At 73.5% G+C, this 16,829-nt stretch carries 17 protein-coding genes; 7 read left to right on the top strand and 10 right to left on the bottom strand.

Annotated features, from left to right (window positions below; all coding sequences use genetic code 11):
* The 5 genes from EFE23_RS24265 to EFE23_RS24245 form a co-directional block, all read right to left on the bottom strand.
* A partial coding sequence (locus EFE23_RS24265) for an FAD-binding oxidoreductase (protein ID WP_148058517.1) occupies nucleotides 1–567 on the bottom strand: 567 nt, incomplete at its 3' end.
* Nucleotides 564–2,333 (bottom strand): thiamine pyrophosphate-dependent enzyme, encoded by a 1,770-nt coding sequence (locus EFE23_RS24260; protein WP_123243234.1) that lies wholly within the window; start codon nucleotides 2,331–2,333, stop codon nucleotides 564–566. The genes EFE23_RS24265 and EFE23_RS24260, both read right to left, overlap by 4 nt.
* A 287-nt stretch (nucleotides 2,334–2,620) precedes the next feature.
* A complete protein-coding gene (locus EFE23_RS24255) occupies nucleotides 2,621–2,800 on the bottom strand; it encodes a hypothetical protein (protein ID WP_123243233.1) in 180 nt (59 codons plus the stop codon).
* Nucleotides 2,801–2,894: 94 nt separating this feature from the next.
* Entirely contained in the window at nucleotides 2,895–4,481 is a 1,587-nt protein-coding gene (locus EFE23_RS24250; RefSeq protein WP_123243232.1) for a DHA2 family efflux MFS transporter permease subunit, read from the bottom strand.
* A 151-nt stretch (nucleotides 4,482–4,632) separates the two neighbouring features.
* Complete coding sequence (locus EFE23_RS24245) at nucleotides 4,633–5,565, bottom strand: AraC family transcriptional regulator (RefSeq protein ID WP_123243231.1); 933 nt, start codon at nucleotides 5,563–5,565, stop codon at nucleotides 4,633–4,635.
* 104 nt (nucleotides 5,566–5,669) lie between these two features.
* Here EFE23_RS24245 and EFE23_RS24240 point away from each other — a divergent pair, with 104 nt between their 5' ends.
* Nucleotides 5,670–6,161: an anthrone oxygenase family protein gene (locus tag EFE23_RS24240; protein ID WP_233601129.1), complete on the top strand. Its 492-nt coding sequence runs from the start codon at nucleotides 5,670–5,672 to the stop codon at nucleotides 6,159–6,161.
* A 16-nt stretch (nucleotides 6,162–6,177) separates the two neighbouring features.
* Here the strand turns inward: EFE23_RS24240 and EFE23_RS24235 are convergent, their stop codons facing one another.
* Nucleotides 6,178–6,828, bottom strand: coding sequence for a DUF305 domain-containing protein (locus EFE23_RS24235; RefSeq protein ID WP_233601128.1), 651 nt, complete (start codon nucleotides 6,826–6,828; stop codon nucleotides 6,178–6,180).
* The gene (locus tag EFE23_RS24230; protein ID WP_123243229.1) at nucleotides 6,813–7,577 is read right to left on the bottom strand and encodes a lytic polysaccharide monooxygenase; all 765 of its coding nucleotides are present in this window, start codon (nucleotides 7,575–7,577) and stop codon (nucleotides 6,813–6,815) included. The genes EFE23_RS24235 and EFE23_RS24230 overlap by 16 nt, the downstream gene beginning before the upstream one ends.
* A gap of 328 nt (nucleotides 7,578–7,905) precedes the next feature.
* Here EFE23_RS24230 and EFE23_RS24225 point away from each other — a divergent pair, with 328 nt between their 5' ends.
* Complete coding sequence (locus tag EFE23_RS24225) at nucleotides 7,906–10,023, top strand: cellulose binding domain-containing protein (RefSeq protein WP_123243228.1); 2,118 nt, start codon at nucleotides 7,906–7,908, stop codon at nucleotides 10,021–10,023.
* Between the two features lie 12 nt (nucleotides 10,024–10,035).
* On the opposite strand, the gene EFE23_RS24220 is transcribed toward EFE23_RS24225, so the two are convergent.
* From EFE23_RS24220 to EFE23_RS24210, 3 genes are all read right to left on the bottom strand, one after another.
* Nucleotides 10,036–10,872, bottom strand: coding sequence for a phosphatase PAP2 family protein (locus EFE23_RS24220; protein WP_123243235.1), 837 nt, complete (start codon nucleotides 10,870–10,872; stop codon nucleotides 10,036–10,038).
* A 133-nt stretch (nucleotides 10,873–11,005) separates the two neighbouring features.
* Nucleotides 11,006–12,643, bottom strand: coding sequence for an MDR family MFS transporter (locus EFE23_RS24215; RefSeq protein ID WP_123243227.1), 1,638 nt, complete (start codon nucleotides 12,641–12,643; stop codon nucleotides 11,006–11,008).
* Nucleotides 12,640–13,101: a MarR family winged helix-turn-helix transcriptional regulator gene (locus tag EFE23_RS24210; RefSeq protein WP_204334624.1), complete on the bottom strand. Its 462-nt coding sequence runs from the start codon at nucleotides 13,099–13,101 to the stop codon at nucleotides 12,640–12,642. The genes EFE23_RS24215 and EFE23_RS24210 overlap by 4 nt, the downstream gene beginning before the upstream one ends.
* A 103-nt stretch (nucleotides 13,102–13,204) precedes the next feature.
* On the opposite strand from EFE23_RS24210, the gene EFE23_RS24205 reads away from it, so the two are divergent.
* The 5 genes from EFE23_RS24205 to EFE23_RS24185 form a co-directional block, all read left to right on the top strand.
* Nucleotides 13,205–13,810: a TetR/AcrR family transcriptional regulator gene (locus EFE23_RS24205; RefSeq protein WP_123243225.1), complete on the top strand. Its 606-nt coding sequence runs from the start codon at nucleotides 13,205–13,207 to the stop codon at nucleotides 13,808–13,810.
* A gap of 10 nt (nucleotides 13,811–13,820) precedes the next feature.
* Nucleotides 13,821–14,162 carry an MmcQ/YjbR family DNA-binding protein gene (locus EFE23_RS24200; RefSeq protein ID WP_123243224.1) on the top strand — a complete coding sequence of 114 codons (342 nt, stop codon included), beginning with the start codon at nucleotides 13,821–13,823 and terminating at the stop codon, nucleotides 14,160–14,162.
* 57 nt (nucleotides 14,163–14,219) lie between these two features.
* Entirely contained in the window at nucleotides 14,220–14,858 is a 639-nt protein-coding gene (locus EFE23_RS24195; protein WP_123243223.1) for a GNAT family N-acetyltransferase, read from the top strand.
* A 75-nt stretch (nucleotides 14,859–14,933) separates the two neighbouring features.
* Entirely contained in the window at nucleotides 14,934–16,265 is a 1,332-nt protein-coding gene (locus tag EFE23_RS24190) for a low temperature requirement protein A (RefSeq protein ID WP_123243222.1), read from the top strand.
* A 49-nt stretch (nucleotides 16,266–16,314) separates the two neighbouring features.
* A partial coding sequence (locus EFE23_RS24185; RefSeq protein WP_199737207.1) for an SRPBCC family protein occupies nucleotides 16,315–16,829 on the top strand: 515 nt, incomplete at its 3' end.

Below are 16,829 nucleotides of genomic sequence, written 5' to 3'. Positions count from 1 at the left end.
CACGACCTTGCCGGTGTGCTGCGCGGTCGACCCGCACGAGTTGTTGCCGAGCATCCCGCCGATGGTGCAGTGGTTGTGGGTGGAGGGACGCGGCCCGAACTCCAGCCCGTCGGGCGCCAGCAGCTCGTTCAGGGTGTCGAGGACGATGCCCGGCTCCACCAGGCAGGTCCGCGCCGCCCGGTCGACCGCCAGCAGGCGGTTGCAGTACTTGGACCAGTCGATGACCACCGCCACGTTGGTGACCTGCCCGGCCAGGCTGGTCCCGCCGCCCCGGGACAGCACGGGCACTCCGTGCCGACGGCAGACGGCGATCGCGGCCACCGCCGCGTCGACCGTCCGGGGCACCACCAGACCGAGCGGTACCTGCCGGTAGTTGGAGCCACCGGTGGCGTACGCCGCCCGGGAGCCGGCGTCGAAGCGCACCTCGCCGTCCACGTCGGCCCGCAGGTCGGCGGCGAGCGCCGCCAGGTCGACGTCGTGCGCCGGTTCGGGCGGCCGCAGGACCGGCTCGGGCAGCGGGACCGTCGACGCGGCCCGGGCCGCGGTGCCCGCGCCGCGCCGGCTCATGACCGCAGCTCGTTGATCTTGTCGCGGGCCACGGTGGCCAGGGTGGCCATCTTGTTCGGCTGCCCGCGCAGGAACGCCTCGGTGAAGTGCTTGGCCTGGTCGTACTTGACCTTGCCGGGCATCGGCGGCTCGTTCGGGTTGACGTCGCAGTCGACCAGGGCGGGACCGGGGTGGGCGAGGGCCTCGCGGAGCGCGCCGGGCAGGTCCTTCGGGTCGGTGATCTTGGCGCCGTATCCGCCGCAGGCGCGGGCCCAGGCGGCGAAGTCGGCCTCCGGCTGCCGGTGGCGTACCGCGTACTCCGGGTAGCCGAGGACGATCTGCTCCCAGAGGATCTGCCCGTACGAGTTGTTGTTGTTGACGATCACCTTGATCGGCAGCTCGTGCCGGACCGCGGTGAGGAACTCCGCCATCAGCATGGCGAACCCGCCGTCCCCGACGAAGGCGATCACCTGCCGGCCCGGGTACGCGTGCTGCATGGCGACCGCGTACGGCAGGCCCGGCGCCATCGTCGCGAGGTTGCCCGAGAGGTAGAACTCGCGCCCACCACGGATGGTCCAGTGCCGGGCCGCCCAGGTGGCGATGGTGCCGGAGTCACAGGTCAGGATCGCGTCCGAGGTCGCCGCCGCATCGATGCAACTGGCCAGGTACTGCGGCGCGATCGGGTCACGGGAGGCGTCCTCCAGGGCGGTCATGTCCGCCCGCCAGGCGTCGCTCTCCCGCTGGTACCTGGTCAGGAAGGCCCGGTCGGTGCGGGCCTGGAGCATCGGTAGGAGCTGCTGCAACGCCAGTTTGGCGTCGGCGGTGACCGCCGCGTCGACCGGCAGCCGCATGCCGATCAGGCTCGCGTCGATGTCGATCTGCACCACCCGGGCCTGCCCCGGCGACGGCAGATACTTCCCGTACGGGAAGGAGGTGCCGACCATCAGCAGGGTGTCGCACTCCTCCATCAGCTCCTCGCTCGGCCTGGTGCCGAGCAGGCCGAGCCCGCCGGTGGTGAGGGGGTGGTCGTCGGGGACCACCATCTTGCCGGAGAGCGTCTTGACGATCGGGCTGCCCAGCGCCTCCGCCACGGCGAGCACCTCGTCGCGCGCCCGTCGCGCGCCGACGCCCACCAGCATGGCGATCTTCTTCCCGGCGTTGAGCACCTCCGCTGCGCGGGCCAGGTCGACCTGGGTGGCCGGCACCGGCGGCTGCGACACCACCGGGCTGCTGGCGGGCGGCTCACCCGGGCTGACGTGCCGGTACGGATCCTCCCCCGCCGCCGCGACCTGCACGTCGTTGGGGAAGCTCAGGTGGGCGACGCTGCGCCGGGCCAGGGCGTGCCGGATCGCGATGTCGAGCACCCCGGGCATCTGCTGCGGGTTGGTGACCATCAGGTTGTAGGCGTCCGCGACGTCCTGGTAGAGCAGCGGGGTGTGCACCTCCTGCTGGTAGTGCGAGCCGAGCACGGAGGTCTCCTGCATGCCGGTGATCGCCAGCACCGGCACGTGGTCCAGCTTGGCGTCGTACAGGCCGTTGAGCAGGTGGATGGCGCCGGGGCCGGAGGTGGCGGCGCAGACTCCGAGTCGTCCGGTGGCCTTGGCGTAGCCGGTCGCCATGAAGGCGGCCGCCTCCTCGTGGTGCACCAGCACGAAGTTCAGCTTCTCCCGCTGCCGGCGGAAGCCCTCCATCAGGCCGTTGATGCCGTCGCCGGGGAGGCCGAAGACGGTGTCGACGCCCCATTCCACCAGTCGCCGGGCCAGGCTCTCGCCCACGATCTCCTGCACGTCACGCCTCCCGATGTGGAGTTCCGGGTACCTCGGCCCCCGCTGGTGCCGGCCGTGGTGCCGCCGGCGCGGACGGCACCTCGGGCCGTCCACGGCGGGGCGCGCGGGCACCGCCGGCGCGGCCGTCCGGCCCACCCGGCGGCGGTCCACCGCGTCCCCCGTGTCTCGGCAGCTACCCGTGCCCGGAGCGGGCAAACCTCCGATCCGGCCGGATTCCCGGCGTCGGCCCCCGCCGGTGCACGGTTTCCGCCGGACAGCCGGCTCGGGTGGGGATTCGGCGGGTCGGGTCAGCGTCGACGGGACCGGGCCAGCAGGAACCCGACGGCCAGCCCGGCCGCCACGGTGATCACGGCGCGGGGAGTGATCATCGAGCGGAGCCGGGTGAGGCCCGCCCGGGGGTCCACCACCGTCCCCGCGACGTCGCCGGCCACGCCGACGACCAGGTCACCGAGTCGATCCGTGTTCATGCCGCGCCGCCCCTCACCCGCCGGTACCCGCCACCCCGGGCCGCAAACGACAACGGGCCGCCGGCGATTCGCCGGCGGCCCGTTGGTGTCGGAGTCAGTGCAGGCCGACGGGCATCGGCGGCTGCTCCGTCGGCTCGCCGTCAAGCAGGTGCGACGGCTCGCGCCGGCGGGGCAGGAAGGCGACCGGGATGAAGGTGGCCAGCACCAGCGCGAACCCGACCCAGAAGGTGGTGGCGAACGAGTCGGCGGCGAAGGCGAGGCCGCGCTCGATCAGCGCCGGCGGCACCGGGAACTGCTGGGTCAGCTCGGGGTGCTGCTGGGCGGCGATGGCCAGCCCGGCCTCGGTGACGGCCTTGCCGCTCGCCGGGTCGGTCACGCCGGGGATCGGCCGGGAGCCGTTCAGCTCGTTGGTGAGGATCACCGACATCACCGCGGCGCCGACCGAGCCGCCGATCTGCTGGAGGATGTTGACCAGCGTGGAGCCGCGGGCCACCTCGGCGGCGTGCAGCGTCTTCAGCGCCGAGGTCATGATCGGCATCATGGTGGCGCCCATGCCCAGCCCCATCACGAACAGCGCCCCGCAGAGCAGCCAGTACGAGGTGTGCGGGTCGACCTGGGTGAAGCCGAAGAAGCCGGCGGCGATGAGCACCAGCGCGAACGGCACGGTCCGGCCGACCGGCACCCGGTCGGCGAGCATGCCGGCGACCGGCATGGTGAGCATGGCGCCGATGCCCTGCGGGGCCATCAGCAGGCCCGCGGTGAGCGTCGACTCGCCGCGGATCTGCAGGAAGTAGCTCGGGAAGAGCAGGCCGGCGCCCATGAACGCGATGATGAAGACGAACAGGCTCGCCGAGGCGACGGTCAGGTTGCGGTTGCGGAAGAGCCGCAGGTCGAGCAGCGGGTGCTTCGGCTTGAACGAGTAGAGCACGAACCCGATCACCAGCACGGCGCCGATCAGCATGGGCAGCCACACCGAGTTGTCGGTGACCGTGCCGGCCTCGGGCAGCGAGGAGACGCCGTAGAGGAAGAGGGCCAGGCCGGGCGAGAGCATCACCATGCCGAGGAAGTCGAACGACTCCGACGGCTCGGGGGCGTCCTTGGGCAGCGCCAGCCAGGCGTAGCCGAGCGCGATCAGGCCGATCGGCAGGTTGATCAGGAAGATCCAGTGCCAGCTGGCGGTGTCGATGAGCCAGCCGCCGAGGATCGGGCCGCCGATCGGGCCGAGCAGCATCGGGATGCCGAGGACGGCCATCAGCCGGCCGATCCGGTGCGGGCCGGCCGCCCGGGTCATGATCGTCATGCCCAGCGGCATGAGCATGCCGCCGCCGAGCCCCTGGAGCACCCGGTAGCCGATCAGCTCGGTGATGCTGTCGGCGGTGGCGCAGAGCCCGGAGCCGATGGTGAACAGGGCCAGGGCGGTCATGTAGAGGCGCTTGGTGCCGAACCGGTCGGCGGCCCACCCGCTGAGCGGGATCACCGTGGCCAGGGCGAGGGTGTAGCCGGTCATCGTCCACGCCACCCGGGCGTACGACGCGTCGAACTCGGTCTGGAAGGTCGGCAGCGCCACGCTGACGACCGTGACGTCGAGGATCGACATGATCGCGCCGAGCACGACCACTCCCGCCACCTTGAGCACCGCGGCGTCGAGCTTGTCCGACGTCGCGACGGGTTGATGGGTCACGAGCTGTCTCCTGATTCCGGTCCGGTAGGGGGTGGCGGCACCGCGCCCGACAAGGGGGGCGGACGCGGCGAGGGGCGTGCAGCACGCAGACTAACCAGCACCTCGGACGCCCGGCTTCCCGTTTCCGGGGGCTCGTGGCGCGAACCACGCCTCAGTTCGTCGCCCGATATTCGTGGGGACTGATCCCGCGGACGCGCTTGAAGGCGGCGCTGAGCGCGAACGGGCTGCCGTAGCCGACCCGGCGGGCCACCGCGGTGAGCGTCAACCCGGTGTCCCGCAGCAGGTCGGCGGCGAGAGCGAGCCGCCAGCCGGTGACGAAGGCCAGTGGCGGCTCGCCGACCTGCTGGGTGAAGCGACGGGCGAACGCGGCCCGGGACACCCCCACCGCGGCGGCGAGAGCGGCCACCGTCCAGGGGTGAGCGGGATCACGCTGGATCAGCCGGACCGCCGGGCCGACGACCGGGTCGGCGTAGGCGCGGTACCAGCCGGGCGGCCGGCCGCCGGGGCGGGCGAACCAGGCGCGCAGCGCGGCGATCACGAGCAGGTCGAGCAGCCGGTCGAGGACGGCCTCCTGCCCGGGTCGGGCCCGCTCCAGCTCCGCGGCCAGCAGCGGGACGACCGGCGGGTCACCCTCGTCGGCGGTGAGCACCGCCAACGGCGGCAGGGCCGCGAGCAGGCCCGCCCCCACCGCGCCGCTGCTGGCGTACGTGCCGGTTAGCAGCGCGGTGGCGGCGTCCGGCCGGGTGCCCCAGGTACGCAGGCCGAGCGCCATCGAGTCGCCCAACTCGCGGCCGTCGAGCGTGGTGCACCGCTGGCCCGGGTGGATCAGCACCTGCGGCGGGGTCTCCGGCCGGTCGGCGACCGTGTACGGGTCGGGTCCGCGCAGCAGCGCCACGTCGCCGGGGCGCAGCGCCACCGGCGGGCCGCCGTCCGGCAGCACCCAGGCGCCGCCCCGGACCACCGTGGTGACGCTCAGCGGGGCGGCGTCGCACACCCGGATGGACCAGGGCGGATCCATCACGGTACGGAGCAGGAAGGCGTCCCGGGCGCGCAGCCCCCGGAGCACCTCGGCGAGCACGTCCACCCGGCGAGCGTAGACGTTCGCGTATGGTTCCGGGATTTCCGGCCATGGACCGTCCAGCCATCGCCGGGGTGCGATGGGGACATGACGAGACGAGAAGGTGCCCGGTGACCGCGCTACGGGCCGGCGCGCTGCTGCTGGCCACGCTGACCACGGGCCTGATGGCGGGGCTGTTCGCCGGCTTCGCGTACGCGGTGATGCCGGGCCTGTCCCGGGTGGACGACCGGACGTTCGTGGCCACCATGCGGTCGGTCAACCAGGCCATCCTGAACGGCTGGTTCGCGGTCTGCTTCGGCGGCGCCCTGGTCGGCACCCTGGCGGCCGTGCTGCTGCACCTGCCGGCCGGGCGGCGGGCGCCGCTGCCCTGGCTGCTGGCCGCACTGCTGCTCTACGGGCTGGTGCTCGCGGTGACCGCCACGGTGAACGTGCCGCTCAACGACCGGCTCGCGGTCGGGGCCGCCCGGTCCGCCGACCCGGCCCAGTTGCGGGCGATGTTCGAGGCGGCCTGGGTACGCGGGAACCTGGCACGGGCCGTGCTGAACACCGCCGCCCTCGGTTGCCTCGGCGGGGCCCTGCTGGTCGCCCGCCCGGCCGGCTGACCGGCGGCCGGCGCCGTCACGGTCGGCGCCCCGTCCGCAGCTTCGCCATCAACCCGACCTCGGCGGTCCGGGACCGTTCGATGCGCCCGGCCAGCTCGCGCACGCGGGCGCTGGTGCCGGCGCGTACCTGGGCCCGGGCCAGGTCGGCGGCCTGGCGCTGGTGGGTGCCGAGCACGTCGAGCAGGACCGCGTCCACCTGGCCGGGCGGCGCGGCCCGCAGCCGCGCCAGGCCGGCGGCGGCGTCGCTGTGTCCGGTGTGGTCGTGGTGGGCGGCGACGGCCGCCGCCGAGGGCCCGGACTCGCGCAGCCAGCCCCGCATGGTGGACTGCTCGTCGGCCTCGGTGACGTCGATGGCGGCGACGAGGGTACGGAGCTCCGGGTCGGTGGCGCGTTCGAGGCCGAGCCGGACGATCTGCCGGGTCTGGTCGATGTGCGCCGTCATCATGGTGAGGAACAGCAGGTCGATGGGACTCATCGCGGGGTCGCCGGCCGGCGCCGCCGGCCCCGCCGGGGCGGTCGCGCAGCCGGCGACGGCGGCCAGCAGGGCGAGCAGGGCCGCGGTGAGCAGCCGGCGGCCACGGCCACGGCGACCGGCCGGGGCGGGGCGGGTGCCGGGTGCGGCACACCCGGGGTGTGGCCGCACCCGGGCGGTCAGCTCCGCTGCCACAGCGCGGGCACGTTCGGCGGCTCCCAGCCGGGGAGCGCGGTGTGCGCCTGGATGCACCGGTAGGTCAGCCCGTTGTAGGTGACCACGTCGCCGACCCGGTAGGCGGTGCCGGCCGTCCAGGTGCCGGTCGGGGCGGGGCTGGTCGGGGCGGGGCTGGTCGGACTCGCGGTCGGGCTCGGGCTGGGCGGCGGGGTGGTCGGGGGCGGCGTCGGCGACGGGCTCGGCGAGGGGTCGCCACCCGAGCCGATCTGCAGGTCGACGCAGGAGTAGAAGGCGTTGGCGGTGTCGGCGATGTTCCAGATGGCGAGCAGCTTCTGCCGGCCGGAGAAGCCACTGAGGTTGACGGTGTGCGACACGGTCGCGTCGGGCTGGCGGCCGCCGCCGTCGACGACGGCCACCCGGGTGCCGCCGATCCAGTACTCCCAGTTGGCGGTGGCGTGCCGGGCGGTGTTGACCCAGGTGAAGGTGACCGAGGTGCCGACCTGGGTGGCCGGCCAGCCGCGGCTGTCGTCGTTGAGCACGGCGAACTGGGCGATCCCGGCGTGGCAGCTGCGCAGCCCCTTCGGGCCCTCGACGCTCTGCGGCTCGTACTGGATCTGACCGCAGTCGGGAACCTTGTGCTGGGCGCAGAGCGCCTGGCGGCTGGGGGGCGAGGAGACGTATCCGTGGGCCTGGGCGGGGGCGGCGACGGCCAGGGTGGCGCCGACCACGCCGGTGGTGAGCAGCGGCAGGGTGATTCTTCGACGCATGGCGGCAACTCCTTCGGTCAGGGCGGTGGGCGATGCCACGAACATAAATTAAACCTTGTTAACAGTAAAGACTCCTATCTATAAATTAAGCCTTCACGGAGGGTGCCTTGAGTTCGGCCGGACCGGCATGGAATTCTGGTACGTCGATGGCTCGGCTCGCGCGGGGCTGACCCGTCGTCCGGTGGGCAACCGGAGGCCGTACGGCCTTCCGGGCGGACGACGACACCTGGCACGGACACTTCCCTGCCCCGGTCCGCCCACCGCCCGGCTCGCCACGAGCCACCGGCGTCGGCGGGGCGGAGTTCGCCCGACCCCCCGAAGGAACCCGATGAGGATCCCCACCAACTCCCGCGACCACGCCCTGCCCACCCACCCGCCCCGCCCCGGCCGCCGCCGATTCCTCGCCGTCGCGGCGAGCCTGCTGCTGGCCACCGGCGCGCTCGCGGCCCTCGACCCGCCGGCCGCGGGCGCGGCCGTCGACCCGGTCACGGTGACCGTGAACGCGAAGGCCGGGCTGGCCCGCGTGCCCGACACGGCGTTGGGCGTCAACCACGCCATCTGGGACAGCAACCTCGGTACCACCGAGACCTCGGACCTGCTGCGCGCGGCCGGGGTACGGATGCTGCGCTACCCGGGCGGCTCGTACGGCGACATCTACCACTGGCAGACCCACACCGCGCCCGGCGGGTACGTCGCCCCGGACACCGACTTCGACACCTTCATGGCCGCGGCCCGGCGCGTCGGGGCCCAACCGATGATCATCGCGAACTACGGCACCGGCAGCCCGGCCGAAGCCGCCGACTGGGTCCGGTACGCCAACCTGACCAAGAGCTACGGCGCGAAGTACTGGACGATCGGCAACGAGAACTACGGCAACGGCCTCTACGGCTCGGCCTGGGAGGCCGACGACCACCCCGACAAGAGCGCCACCCGGTACGCCGAACTCGTCGTCGAGTACGCCGACGCGATGAAGGCGGTCGACCCGACCATCAAGATCGGCGCGGTGCTCACCATGCCGGCGAACTGGCCCGACGGGCTGACCGCCGGCGACGACCCGGGCCCGTGGAACCAGACCGTGCTCTCCCTCGCCGGACCGAAGATCGACTTCGTGGACGTGCACTGGTATCCCGGCGGCAGCGCGGCGGAGTCGCTCGCCCGGACCGCGCACATCCCCGACGCGGCCTGGCTGCTGCGCCAGCAGCTGGCCCGGTACGCCGGTCCGGACGCCGGCCGGATCGGCATCAGCTTCACCGAGCTCAACGTCGGCACCGGCCAGGACACCCAGCCGGGCGCGCTGTTCCTGGCCGACGCGTACAGCGGGCTGCTGGAGAACGGCGCGTTCACCGTGCAGTGGTGGAACGTCCACAACGGCATCGGCACCGTGTCCGAGGTGGCGGGCCAGACCGACTACGGCGACTTCGGGATGCTCTCCAGCGGCGGCTGCGCCAGCGACGGCACGGTCTGCGAACCGCCGCTGAACACCCCGTTCGCGCCGTACCACGGGCTGTCCATGATGAACCTGTTCACCGGGGCCGGCGGTCAGTTCGTCCGCGCCGGCACCGACCAGCCGCTGGTCACCGCGCACGCGGTCCGCCGGGCGAACGGGGACGTGGCGGTGCTGCTGGTGAACAAGGATCCGGAGCACGAGTACCCGGTGACCATCGACTACGCCGGGTTCAGCCCGTCGGACGCCGCGCCGACGGTCTACCGCCACACCAACGGCGCGTCCGCCGTCACGGAGAGCCGGTCCGGCAGCGCGACCAGCCGGACCCTGCCGCCGTACTCGCTGACCACCCTCGTGGTGCACCCGGCCGGCCCGGTCGCCGGCCACCCGGGCGCGCCCGGTCAGCCCACGGCGAGCGCGGTGACCGACCGGACGGCGACCATCTCGTGGCCGGCGGCCGCGCCCGCGCCGGGCGGCGCGCCGATCGCCAAGTACGAGGTGTACCGGCAGCACGGCGCGGTCAGCGAGCAACTCGGCGAGACCAGCGGCACCACGCTGACGGTCGGCAACCTCGAGCCGGGCCGCCGATACACGGTCAACGTGCTGACCCGGGACACCGCCGGCAACGTCTCCTGGTCCTCCCCGCCGCTGACGTTCGCCACCGGCAGCCCGGCCACCAGCACCTGCGCCGTCCGCTTCAGCAAGGGCGCCGACTGGGGCAACGGCTACGTGGCCACCGTGGACATCGTCAACGACGGTCCGAGCGCGATCGACGGATGGACGCTCACCTGGACCTGGCCGACCGGCTGGCAGCAGGTGAGCAGCGGCTGGAGCGCGAACTGGTCGCAGGCCGGCACGCTGGTGAAGGTCACCAGCACCGACGACAACCGGCGACTCGCGGCCGGCGCGAGCACGAGCGCCGGCTTCGTCGGCGCGTACAGCGGGCCGAACGTGCTGCCCACCGCGTTCAGCCTGAACGGCACCGTGTGCCGGGCCCTGTGACGGCGCCGCCCGTCACCCCCGGCCGGGCGGCCTGAAGTGGCGGCCACCGCCGGCGGAGCCCACCCGGTCCCGCCGGCGGTGGCCGCCGTCGCCGATCCGCCGCCGGTCCACCACGTGCGGACGGACCGTGCCGGCGGCCACCGGCACGGCCTCCGGGCGACGGTCGGGCGACGGGCGGCGCAGCATCGCCAGGATCGGCACGAGCAGGCAGGTGGCGACCACGGCGTCGAGCCAGTAATGGTTGCCGGTGACGACCACCACCAGCAGGGTGACCAGCGGGTGCGCCAGCCAGAGCCAGCGCCACCGCCCGGCGGTCACGGCCACCAGCGCCACCGCGACGGCCAGGGCCCAGCCGACGTGCAGCGACGGCATCGCCGCGTACTGGTTGCTCAGGGTGTCCGCATCGGGCGACCCGTAGACGGCGGGGCCGAACCGCCGTCCGGTGTCGACCAGGCCGGTCAGCGCGGTCATCCGGGGCGGCGCGAGCGGGACCAGCAGGTGCAGGGCCAGCGCGGCCGCGGTCAGCGCGGCGAGGGCTCGGCGCAGCCACAGGTAGTGGCCGGGGCGGCGGACGTACAGCCACACCAGGCAGCAGACGGTGGCCGGGAAGTGCACGTAGGCGTAGTAGCAGTTCGCCAACCGGATGAGCAGGTCGTGGGCGAGCAGCGGCTGCTGCGTGACGGCCTCGCTGGGCAGGTGGAGCAGGCGCTCCAGCAGCCACACGCGTTCCCCGTTGGCCAGTGCGGTGGACGTCCGCCCGGTGACGGCGACGCGACCCGCCTTGTACGCGAGGAACAGCGCGGCGACGAGCGCGAGTTCCCGGGCGGCCCACCCCGTTCGGGTCGCCACGCGGGCCGCTGTGGCCTCGGTCGGGTCCACCTGCTCCTCGATTCGGTCGAGGTCGCCGGGCGGGGCCCGGGCGATCCACGGACCAGGGCCGTCGCCGGGTGCACGGCGACGGCCCTGGTAGGGCGATCCGGCGTCAGCGCCGGACCGGGTCCGGGGTCACCGGCTCCACGGCGACCTCGTCGAAGGCGGGCGCCCCGTCGATCGCGTCGGCCGCCACCGCCACCGACCGGCCGGTGTCGGGCAGGTCGAGGCTGGAGCGGAGGGTGACCGGCTTCAGCAGGAGCGCCGCGAGCACGCCAACCACCGCGATGGCCGCGGAGATCAGGAAGATGTGCCCGGTGGCGTCACCGTACGCGGCCCGCACAATGTGTTCCACCGGCGCGGGCAGGGCGTTGAGGTTCAGGTTGCTCTTGCCGCCGCCCCCGGAGGTGGGGAACCCGGCGGCGGCCAGGTCGTGGGTGATCCGGTCGGTGACCCGGCGGGCCAGCACCGCGCCGAGCACGGAGACACCGATGGTCCCGCCGAGCGACCGGAAGAACGCCACCGAGGAGCTGGCCGCGCCGATGTCCTTGAGCGCGACGGTGTTCTGCACGGCCAGCACGAGGTTCTGCATCGTCATGCCGACGCCGACCCCGACGATGAACATGGCCGCGCCGACCAGAACCAGGGAGGTCTCGTGGTCGATGGTCCCGAGCAGGGCGAACCCGGCGACCAGGATGATCGAACCGGCCACGATGTACGGCTTGATCCGCCCGGTGGCGGTGATCAGCCGGCCGGCGACGATCGAGGAGAGCAGCACCCCGGCCATCATCGGGATGGTGAGCAGGCCGGCCTCGGTCGGGCTGTAGCCGCGGCCGATCTGGAAGTACTGGCCGAGGAAGACCGCACCGCCGAACATGGCCATGCCGACCGCGAGGCTGCCGAGGATGGCCAGGGCGGTGGTGTGCTGCCGGACGATGGCCAGCGGCACCACCGGCTCGGCCGCCCGGGACTCGACCCAGACGGCGAGCGCGAGCAGCAGCACGGCACCGCCGACCATGGCCGCGCTCTGCCAGGAGAGCCAGGCGAACGAGGCGTCGACGAACGAGATCCAGATCAGCAGCACGCTGACGCCGGCCGCGATCAGGGTCGCGCCCAGGTAGTCGATCTTCACGTTGTCCCGCCGCAGGGTGGGCAGGCGCAGGGTGAACTGCAACAGGATCAGTGCGATCACGGCGACCGGCACGCCGACGAAGAAGCACCAGCGCCAGCCGAGCCAGGACGTGTCGACGATGAGGCCGCCGAGCAGCGGGCCGCCGACCGTGGCGAGCGCCATCACGCCGCCGAGGTAGCCGTTGTAGCGGCCCCGCTCCCGCGGCGGGATCATGGCCGCGATGGCGACCTGCACGAGGGCCTGCAGGCCACCGACGCCGATGCCCTGGAAGGCGCGGGCGCCGATGAGCTGGCCGGCGTTCTGCGCGAACCCGGCGGCGGCCGAGCCGGCCAGGAAGACCACGATGGCGACCTGGATCAGGATCTTCTTGTTGAACAGGTCGGCCAGCTTGCCCCAGATCGGCGTGGTCGCCGTGGCGGTGAGCAGGGTGGCGGTGACCACCCAGGTGTACTGGGTCTGCGAGCCGTTCAGCGCGCCGATGATCTTCGGCAGGGCGGTCGAGACCACCGTGCCGCTGAGCATCGCGACGAAGAGCACGAGCAGCAGGCCGCTGAGGGCTTCCAGCGTCTGCCGCTTGCCCATGGGCGCGGCGTCCGCCGTTGCGGTGGGTGCGCTCATCGCGCGTCCTCCAGGTTGTCGTGGTGTGCGAGGGCGACCTCGAGGTCGCGGGTGAACCGGCCGAGCGCGGCGGACAGCGCCGCCACCTCGTCGGGGGGCCAGTCGGCGAGCGCCCGGGTGAGCACCCGGGCGTACCAGTCCCGGGTGTCGGCCAGGGCGGCCCGGCCGGCATCGGTGACGGTCAGCTGACTGGCGCGCCGGTCGGCCGGGTCGGCCCGCCGCTCCACCAGCCCGTCCGCCACCAGGGCGGCTACGGCGCGGCTGACGGTGGACGGGTCGAGCCGGGTGCGCTCGGCCAGGTCCCGGGCGTGGCACCCGGTGGCGTCGATGTGCCGCAGCAGGCCCACCAGGCCGAGCGGGATGGCCGGCCGGTCGGCGGCGCGCCGCTGTTTGAGCAGCCGCACGCCCTTCAGCAGGTCGTGCAGCCGCGAGCCGAGTTCACGGGCGGCGGTGTCCACGGTTCTCCTCCAGGCCGGCGTTGGTTGCCCCAAGCAATCATCAACGAATCTTGCGCAGCAGGCAAGTTTGCCCATTGAGAAGCACGTCACCTATGCTGGGCCCGTGACGGAGGGCAGCGGGCTGCGGGAGCGCAAGAAGGCGGCGACCCGCCGCGCCCTGCACGAGGCCGCCCTGCGCCTCGCCGCCGAGCAGGGGCCGGACCGGGTCACCGTGGAGGCCATCGCGGACGCGGCCAACGTCTCCCGCCGGACCTTCTCCAACTACTTCTCCAGCAAGGAGGAGGCCCTCTTCCACGGCGACACCGCGCGGCTACGCCGGATGCTGGACCTGCTCCACGAGCGACCCGCCGACGAGCCGCCGTGGACCGCGCTGAGCGCGGCCGCCGTGCACCTCGCCGCCGACGTCTACGACGAGTCGGCGATGTCCTGGCTCACCCGGCGACGCCGGCTGCTCGGGCACCCGGGGCTGGTCGCGCACCAGGTCGCCGCGTACACCGCGATCGAGCGGGAGCTGGCCGGCGAGCTGGCCGGCCGCCTCGGCGGCGCGGGCGCGGCGCTGCGCTCGCGGGTCCTGGCCGCGGCCTTCCTGGCCACCCTGCGGGTCGCCGTCCAGCACTGGCTCGAACACCCGGACGGGCCGCTGGTCGACACGCTTCGGGCCGCCCTCGCCGAGGCCGGGCCGGGCCGAACTGTCGCAGGGGGGCGTTAACGTCCGACGTGTGGTCACCGTCGACGACGTCCGGGCGCTCGCCCGGACGCTCCCCCGCACCAGCGAGCACCTGATCCGCGACCGGATCAAGTTCCGGGTCGGCCGGATCGTCTACGTCGCCTTCTCCCGGGACGAGCGGACGATGGGCTTCGGCTACCCGAAGGACGAACGGGACGGGCTGATCGCGGCCGAGCCGGACCTGTTCTTCCTCCCTCCGCCCGCCGACCTGCGCTACCACTGGGTGTGCTGCCACCTCGACCGGCTCGACCATGAGCAGATGACCGAGCTGGTCACGGAAGCGTGGCGGATGGTGGTGCCGAAGTTCCTCGCCCGCCAACGGCTGGGTGACTGAGCCGGCGGGCGGTTCCGAGGTTCGGTGAGAACGGTCTCACGCCGTACGGTCCCGGGCATGAGCAGCACGACGCCGTCCACAGTGATCATCCGGCCCTACCGGCCCGGCGACCACGACGCGGTCTACGACATCTGCGTCCGCACCGCCGACGCGGGCGGGGACGCCCGCGGCAGGTACGCGTCCGACGACCTGATGCCCGACCTGTTCGCCGGCCCCTACCTGCATCTCGAACCGGAGCTGGCCTTCGTCCTGGCGGACGCCGGCCGGGTCGTCGGGTACGTCCTCGGCACAGCGGACACCCCCGGCTTCGTCCGCGCCTACCGGCGGCAGTGGATCCCCCGGCTGGCGCACCGCTACCCCGAGCCGACGACCCCGCCGCACACCCCGGACGAGGAGATGCTCGCCCTGCACCACCACCCCGAGCGGCTGCTCCTGCCGGAGCTGGCGGACTACCCGGCCCACCTGCACATCGACCTGCTCCCCGAGCATCAGGGACGCGGCCACGGCCGGCGGCTGCTGGAGACGTTCCTCGCCGCCGCGGGCCGGGCCGGCGCGCCGGCGGTGCACGTCGGCATGGTCACCGCCAACGTACCGGCGCGCGGCTTCTACGACCGGCTCGGCTTCCACGTGATCCCGGTACCCGACCCGGGACCGCTCACCTACCTGGGCCGGGCGACCACCGGCCAGGGCGGGTGACCGGCGGGGCGGCGGCCGGCCCGCTTGCCGCCCGAATCCGCCCCGCGGCCCGTGCGGCGCTGCGAGACTCGTCCGGTGGAGGGCGAGCAGCGGCGCGGCAGGCTGGGGCCGGCCGTGCCGATCGCCCCGGCCGCCCGCGTGGACAAGTTCGAGGTCTTCTTCGACCTCGTCTTCGTGGTGTCGTTCTTCATCATCACCCGGGCCACCGCGGCGGACGTGACCCTGCGGGAGCTGTTGCACGCGCTGCTGGTGCTCGCCGTGCTCTGGTGGTGCTGGATCGTGCACAGCGTGGTGGCCAGCCGGTTACGCCTCGGCGAGGGCTTCGTCCCGGTGCTGATGGTGATCGGCATGATGGCCCTGTTCACGTTCGCGCTGGCCCTGCCGCAGACCTTCGACGGACTGCACGAGCACGCGGCCGGGCCGATCCTGGTCACGCTCAGCTACGTGGTGATCCGGGCCGTGCACCTGGCGCTCTACGCGCACGCCACCCGCGGCCGGCCGAGCGCCCGCCGCAAGCTCTACCAGTTCATCCCCGAGATCGTGGTCACGACGATCCTGCTCTTCGTCGCGGCACTGGTCCCGCCGATGATCAAAAACACCGACGTGGGGCTGGGGCTGCGGGACGGGCTGTGGGTCGCCGTCGTCCTGATCCAGTACGCCAGCGGGCTGGTCACCGGCACCAGGGGCTGGGAGGTCACCTCCGCGGAGCACTGGACGGAACGCTACGACCTTATCCTCATCATCGCGCTGGGCGAGTCGGTGATCTCGGTCGGCGTCGGCGGCAACCTGCTCGGCAAGCCGGTCACCTGGCCCGCCATCCCGGCGGCCATGATGGGCATCCTGTTCACGGCCGCGCTGTGGTGGGCGCACTTCGACATGATCGGGCCGGCCGCGCGGATCGCGCTGCACTCCGCCCAGGGCCGCCCGCGGGTCGCGATGGCCCGCGACGCGTACGCGTACCTGTACCTGCCGATGATCGCCGGCGTGATCCTGTTCGCCATCGGCGCCGAGGAACTGGTCCGCACCATCACCGACCCGGCGGGCGGGGTCGGTGAACGGGGGCACGGACCGGCCGTACCCCTGCTCTTCGCCGGGGTGATGGTCTATCTGGCCGCGGACATGGCGTTCCAGTGGCGCACCCTCAGGACCATGACGTGGACCCGGGTCGGCGTGCTGCTGGCGCTGGCCGCCGGGCTGCCGGTCGCCGAGCACCTGCCGGCGCTGGCCGCGCTCGGGCTGCTCACCGCGATCTGCGTCGCGCTGGTCGCGGTGGAGCTGGTGCTGCTGGCGGACGCCCGGCACGCGCTCCGCGGGACGGTGTTCGAGGAGAAGACGCATCAGGAGACCAGCGAGGCGGCGTGGCGCGCCCGCTGGCACGACGGCGACCCGGAGCAGGCGACGGAGTGACGCCCCGCCCGTCGCTGACGCGGGCGCGGGCGGGCCGTAGAGTCTCCGCGTGATCGAGATCGACACCGATGTCGAGCTGTTCCACCCGGCCGACCGCGTGTGGCGGGCGCTGACCGACCCGGCGCTGCTCGCCAAGTGGTTCGCCGAGACCACATCGGCGCCGGACGCGCCGGAGCGGCTGCTGCTGCGGACGGCCGGGCTGCCCGGCTTCGACGCCGACGTCGAGGTCGAGGTGGTACGCCGGCAGCCGTCGGAGCTGCTGGTGCTGCGCTGGCGCGAGGGCCGGCGGCGGAGCCTGCTGACCGCCACGCTCGTCCCGGCCGGCCACGGCTGCCGGCTGACCGTCCACGAGTCGCTGGAGCAGGGCGAGTGGGCTGCCGACCGCCGGTTGGAGCACCACCAACAGGCGATCGGCGTCCGGCTGCCCGCCATCCTCGACTGGCTGGCGTTCCAGCACATCGACCTGCGCCGCGCCGAGGGCGGGCTGACCGCCGAGCTGCCGGTGATCCGGCGGCGGACCGGGGCCGGCCGGGGCCGGGCGGTGGTGCTCGGCGGGCTGGTCTG

Source organism: Micromonospora solifontis, from assembly GCF_003725545.1.
Lineage (GTDB): Bacteria > Actinomycetota > Actinomycetes > Mycobacteriales > Micromonosporaceae > Micromonospora > Micromonospora solifontis.
The sequence above is the reverse complement of the archived record's forward strand: the minus strand, read 5'-3'. Positions and strand labels throughout refer to the sequence as shown.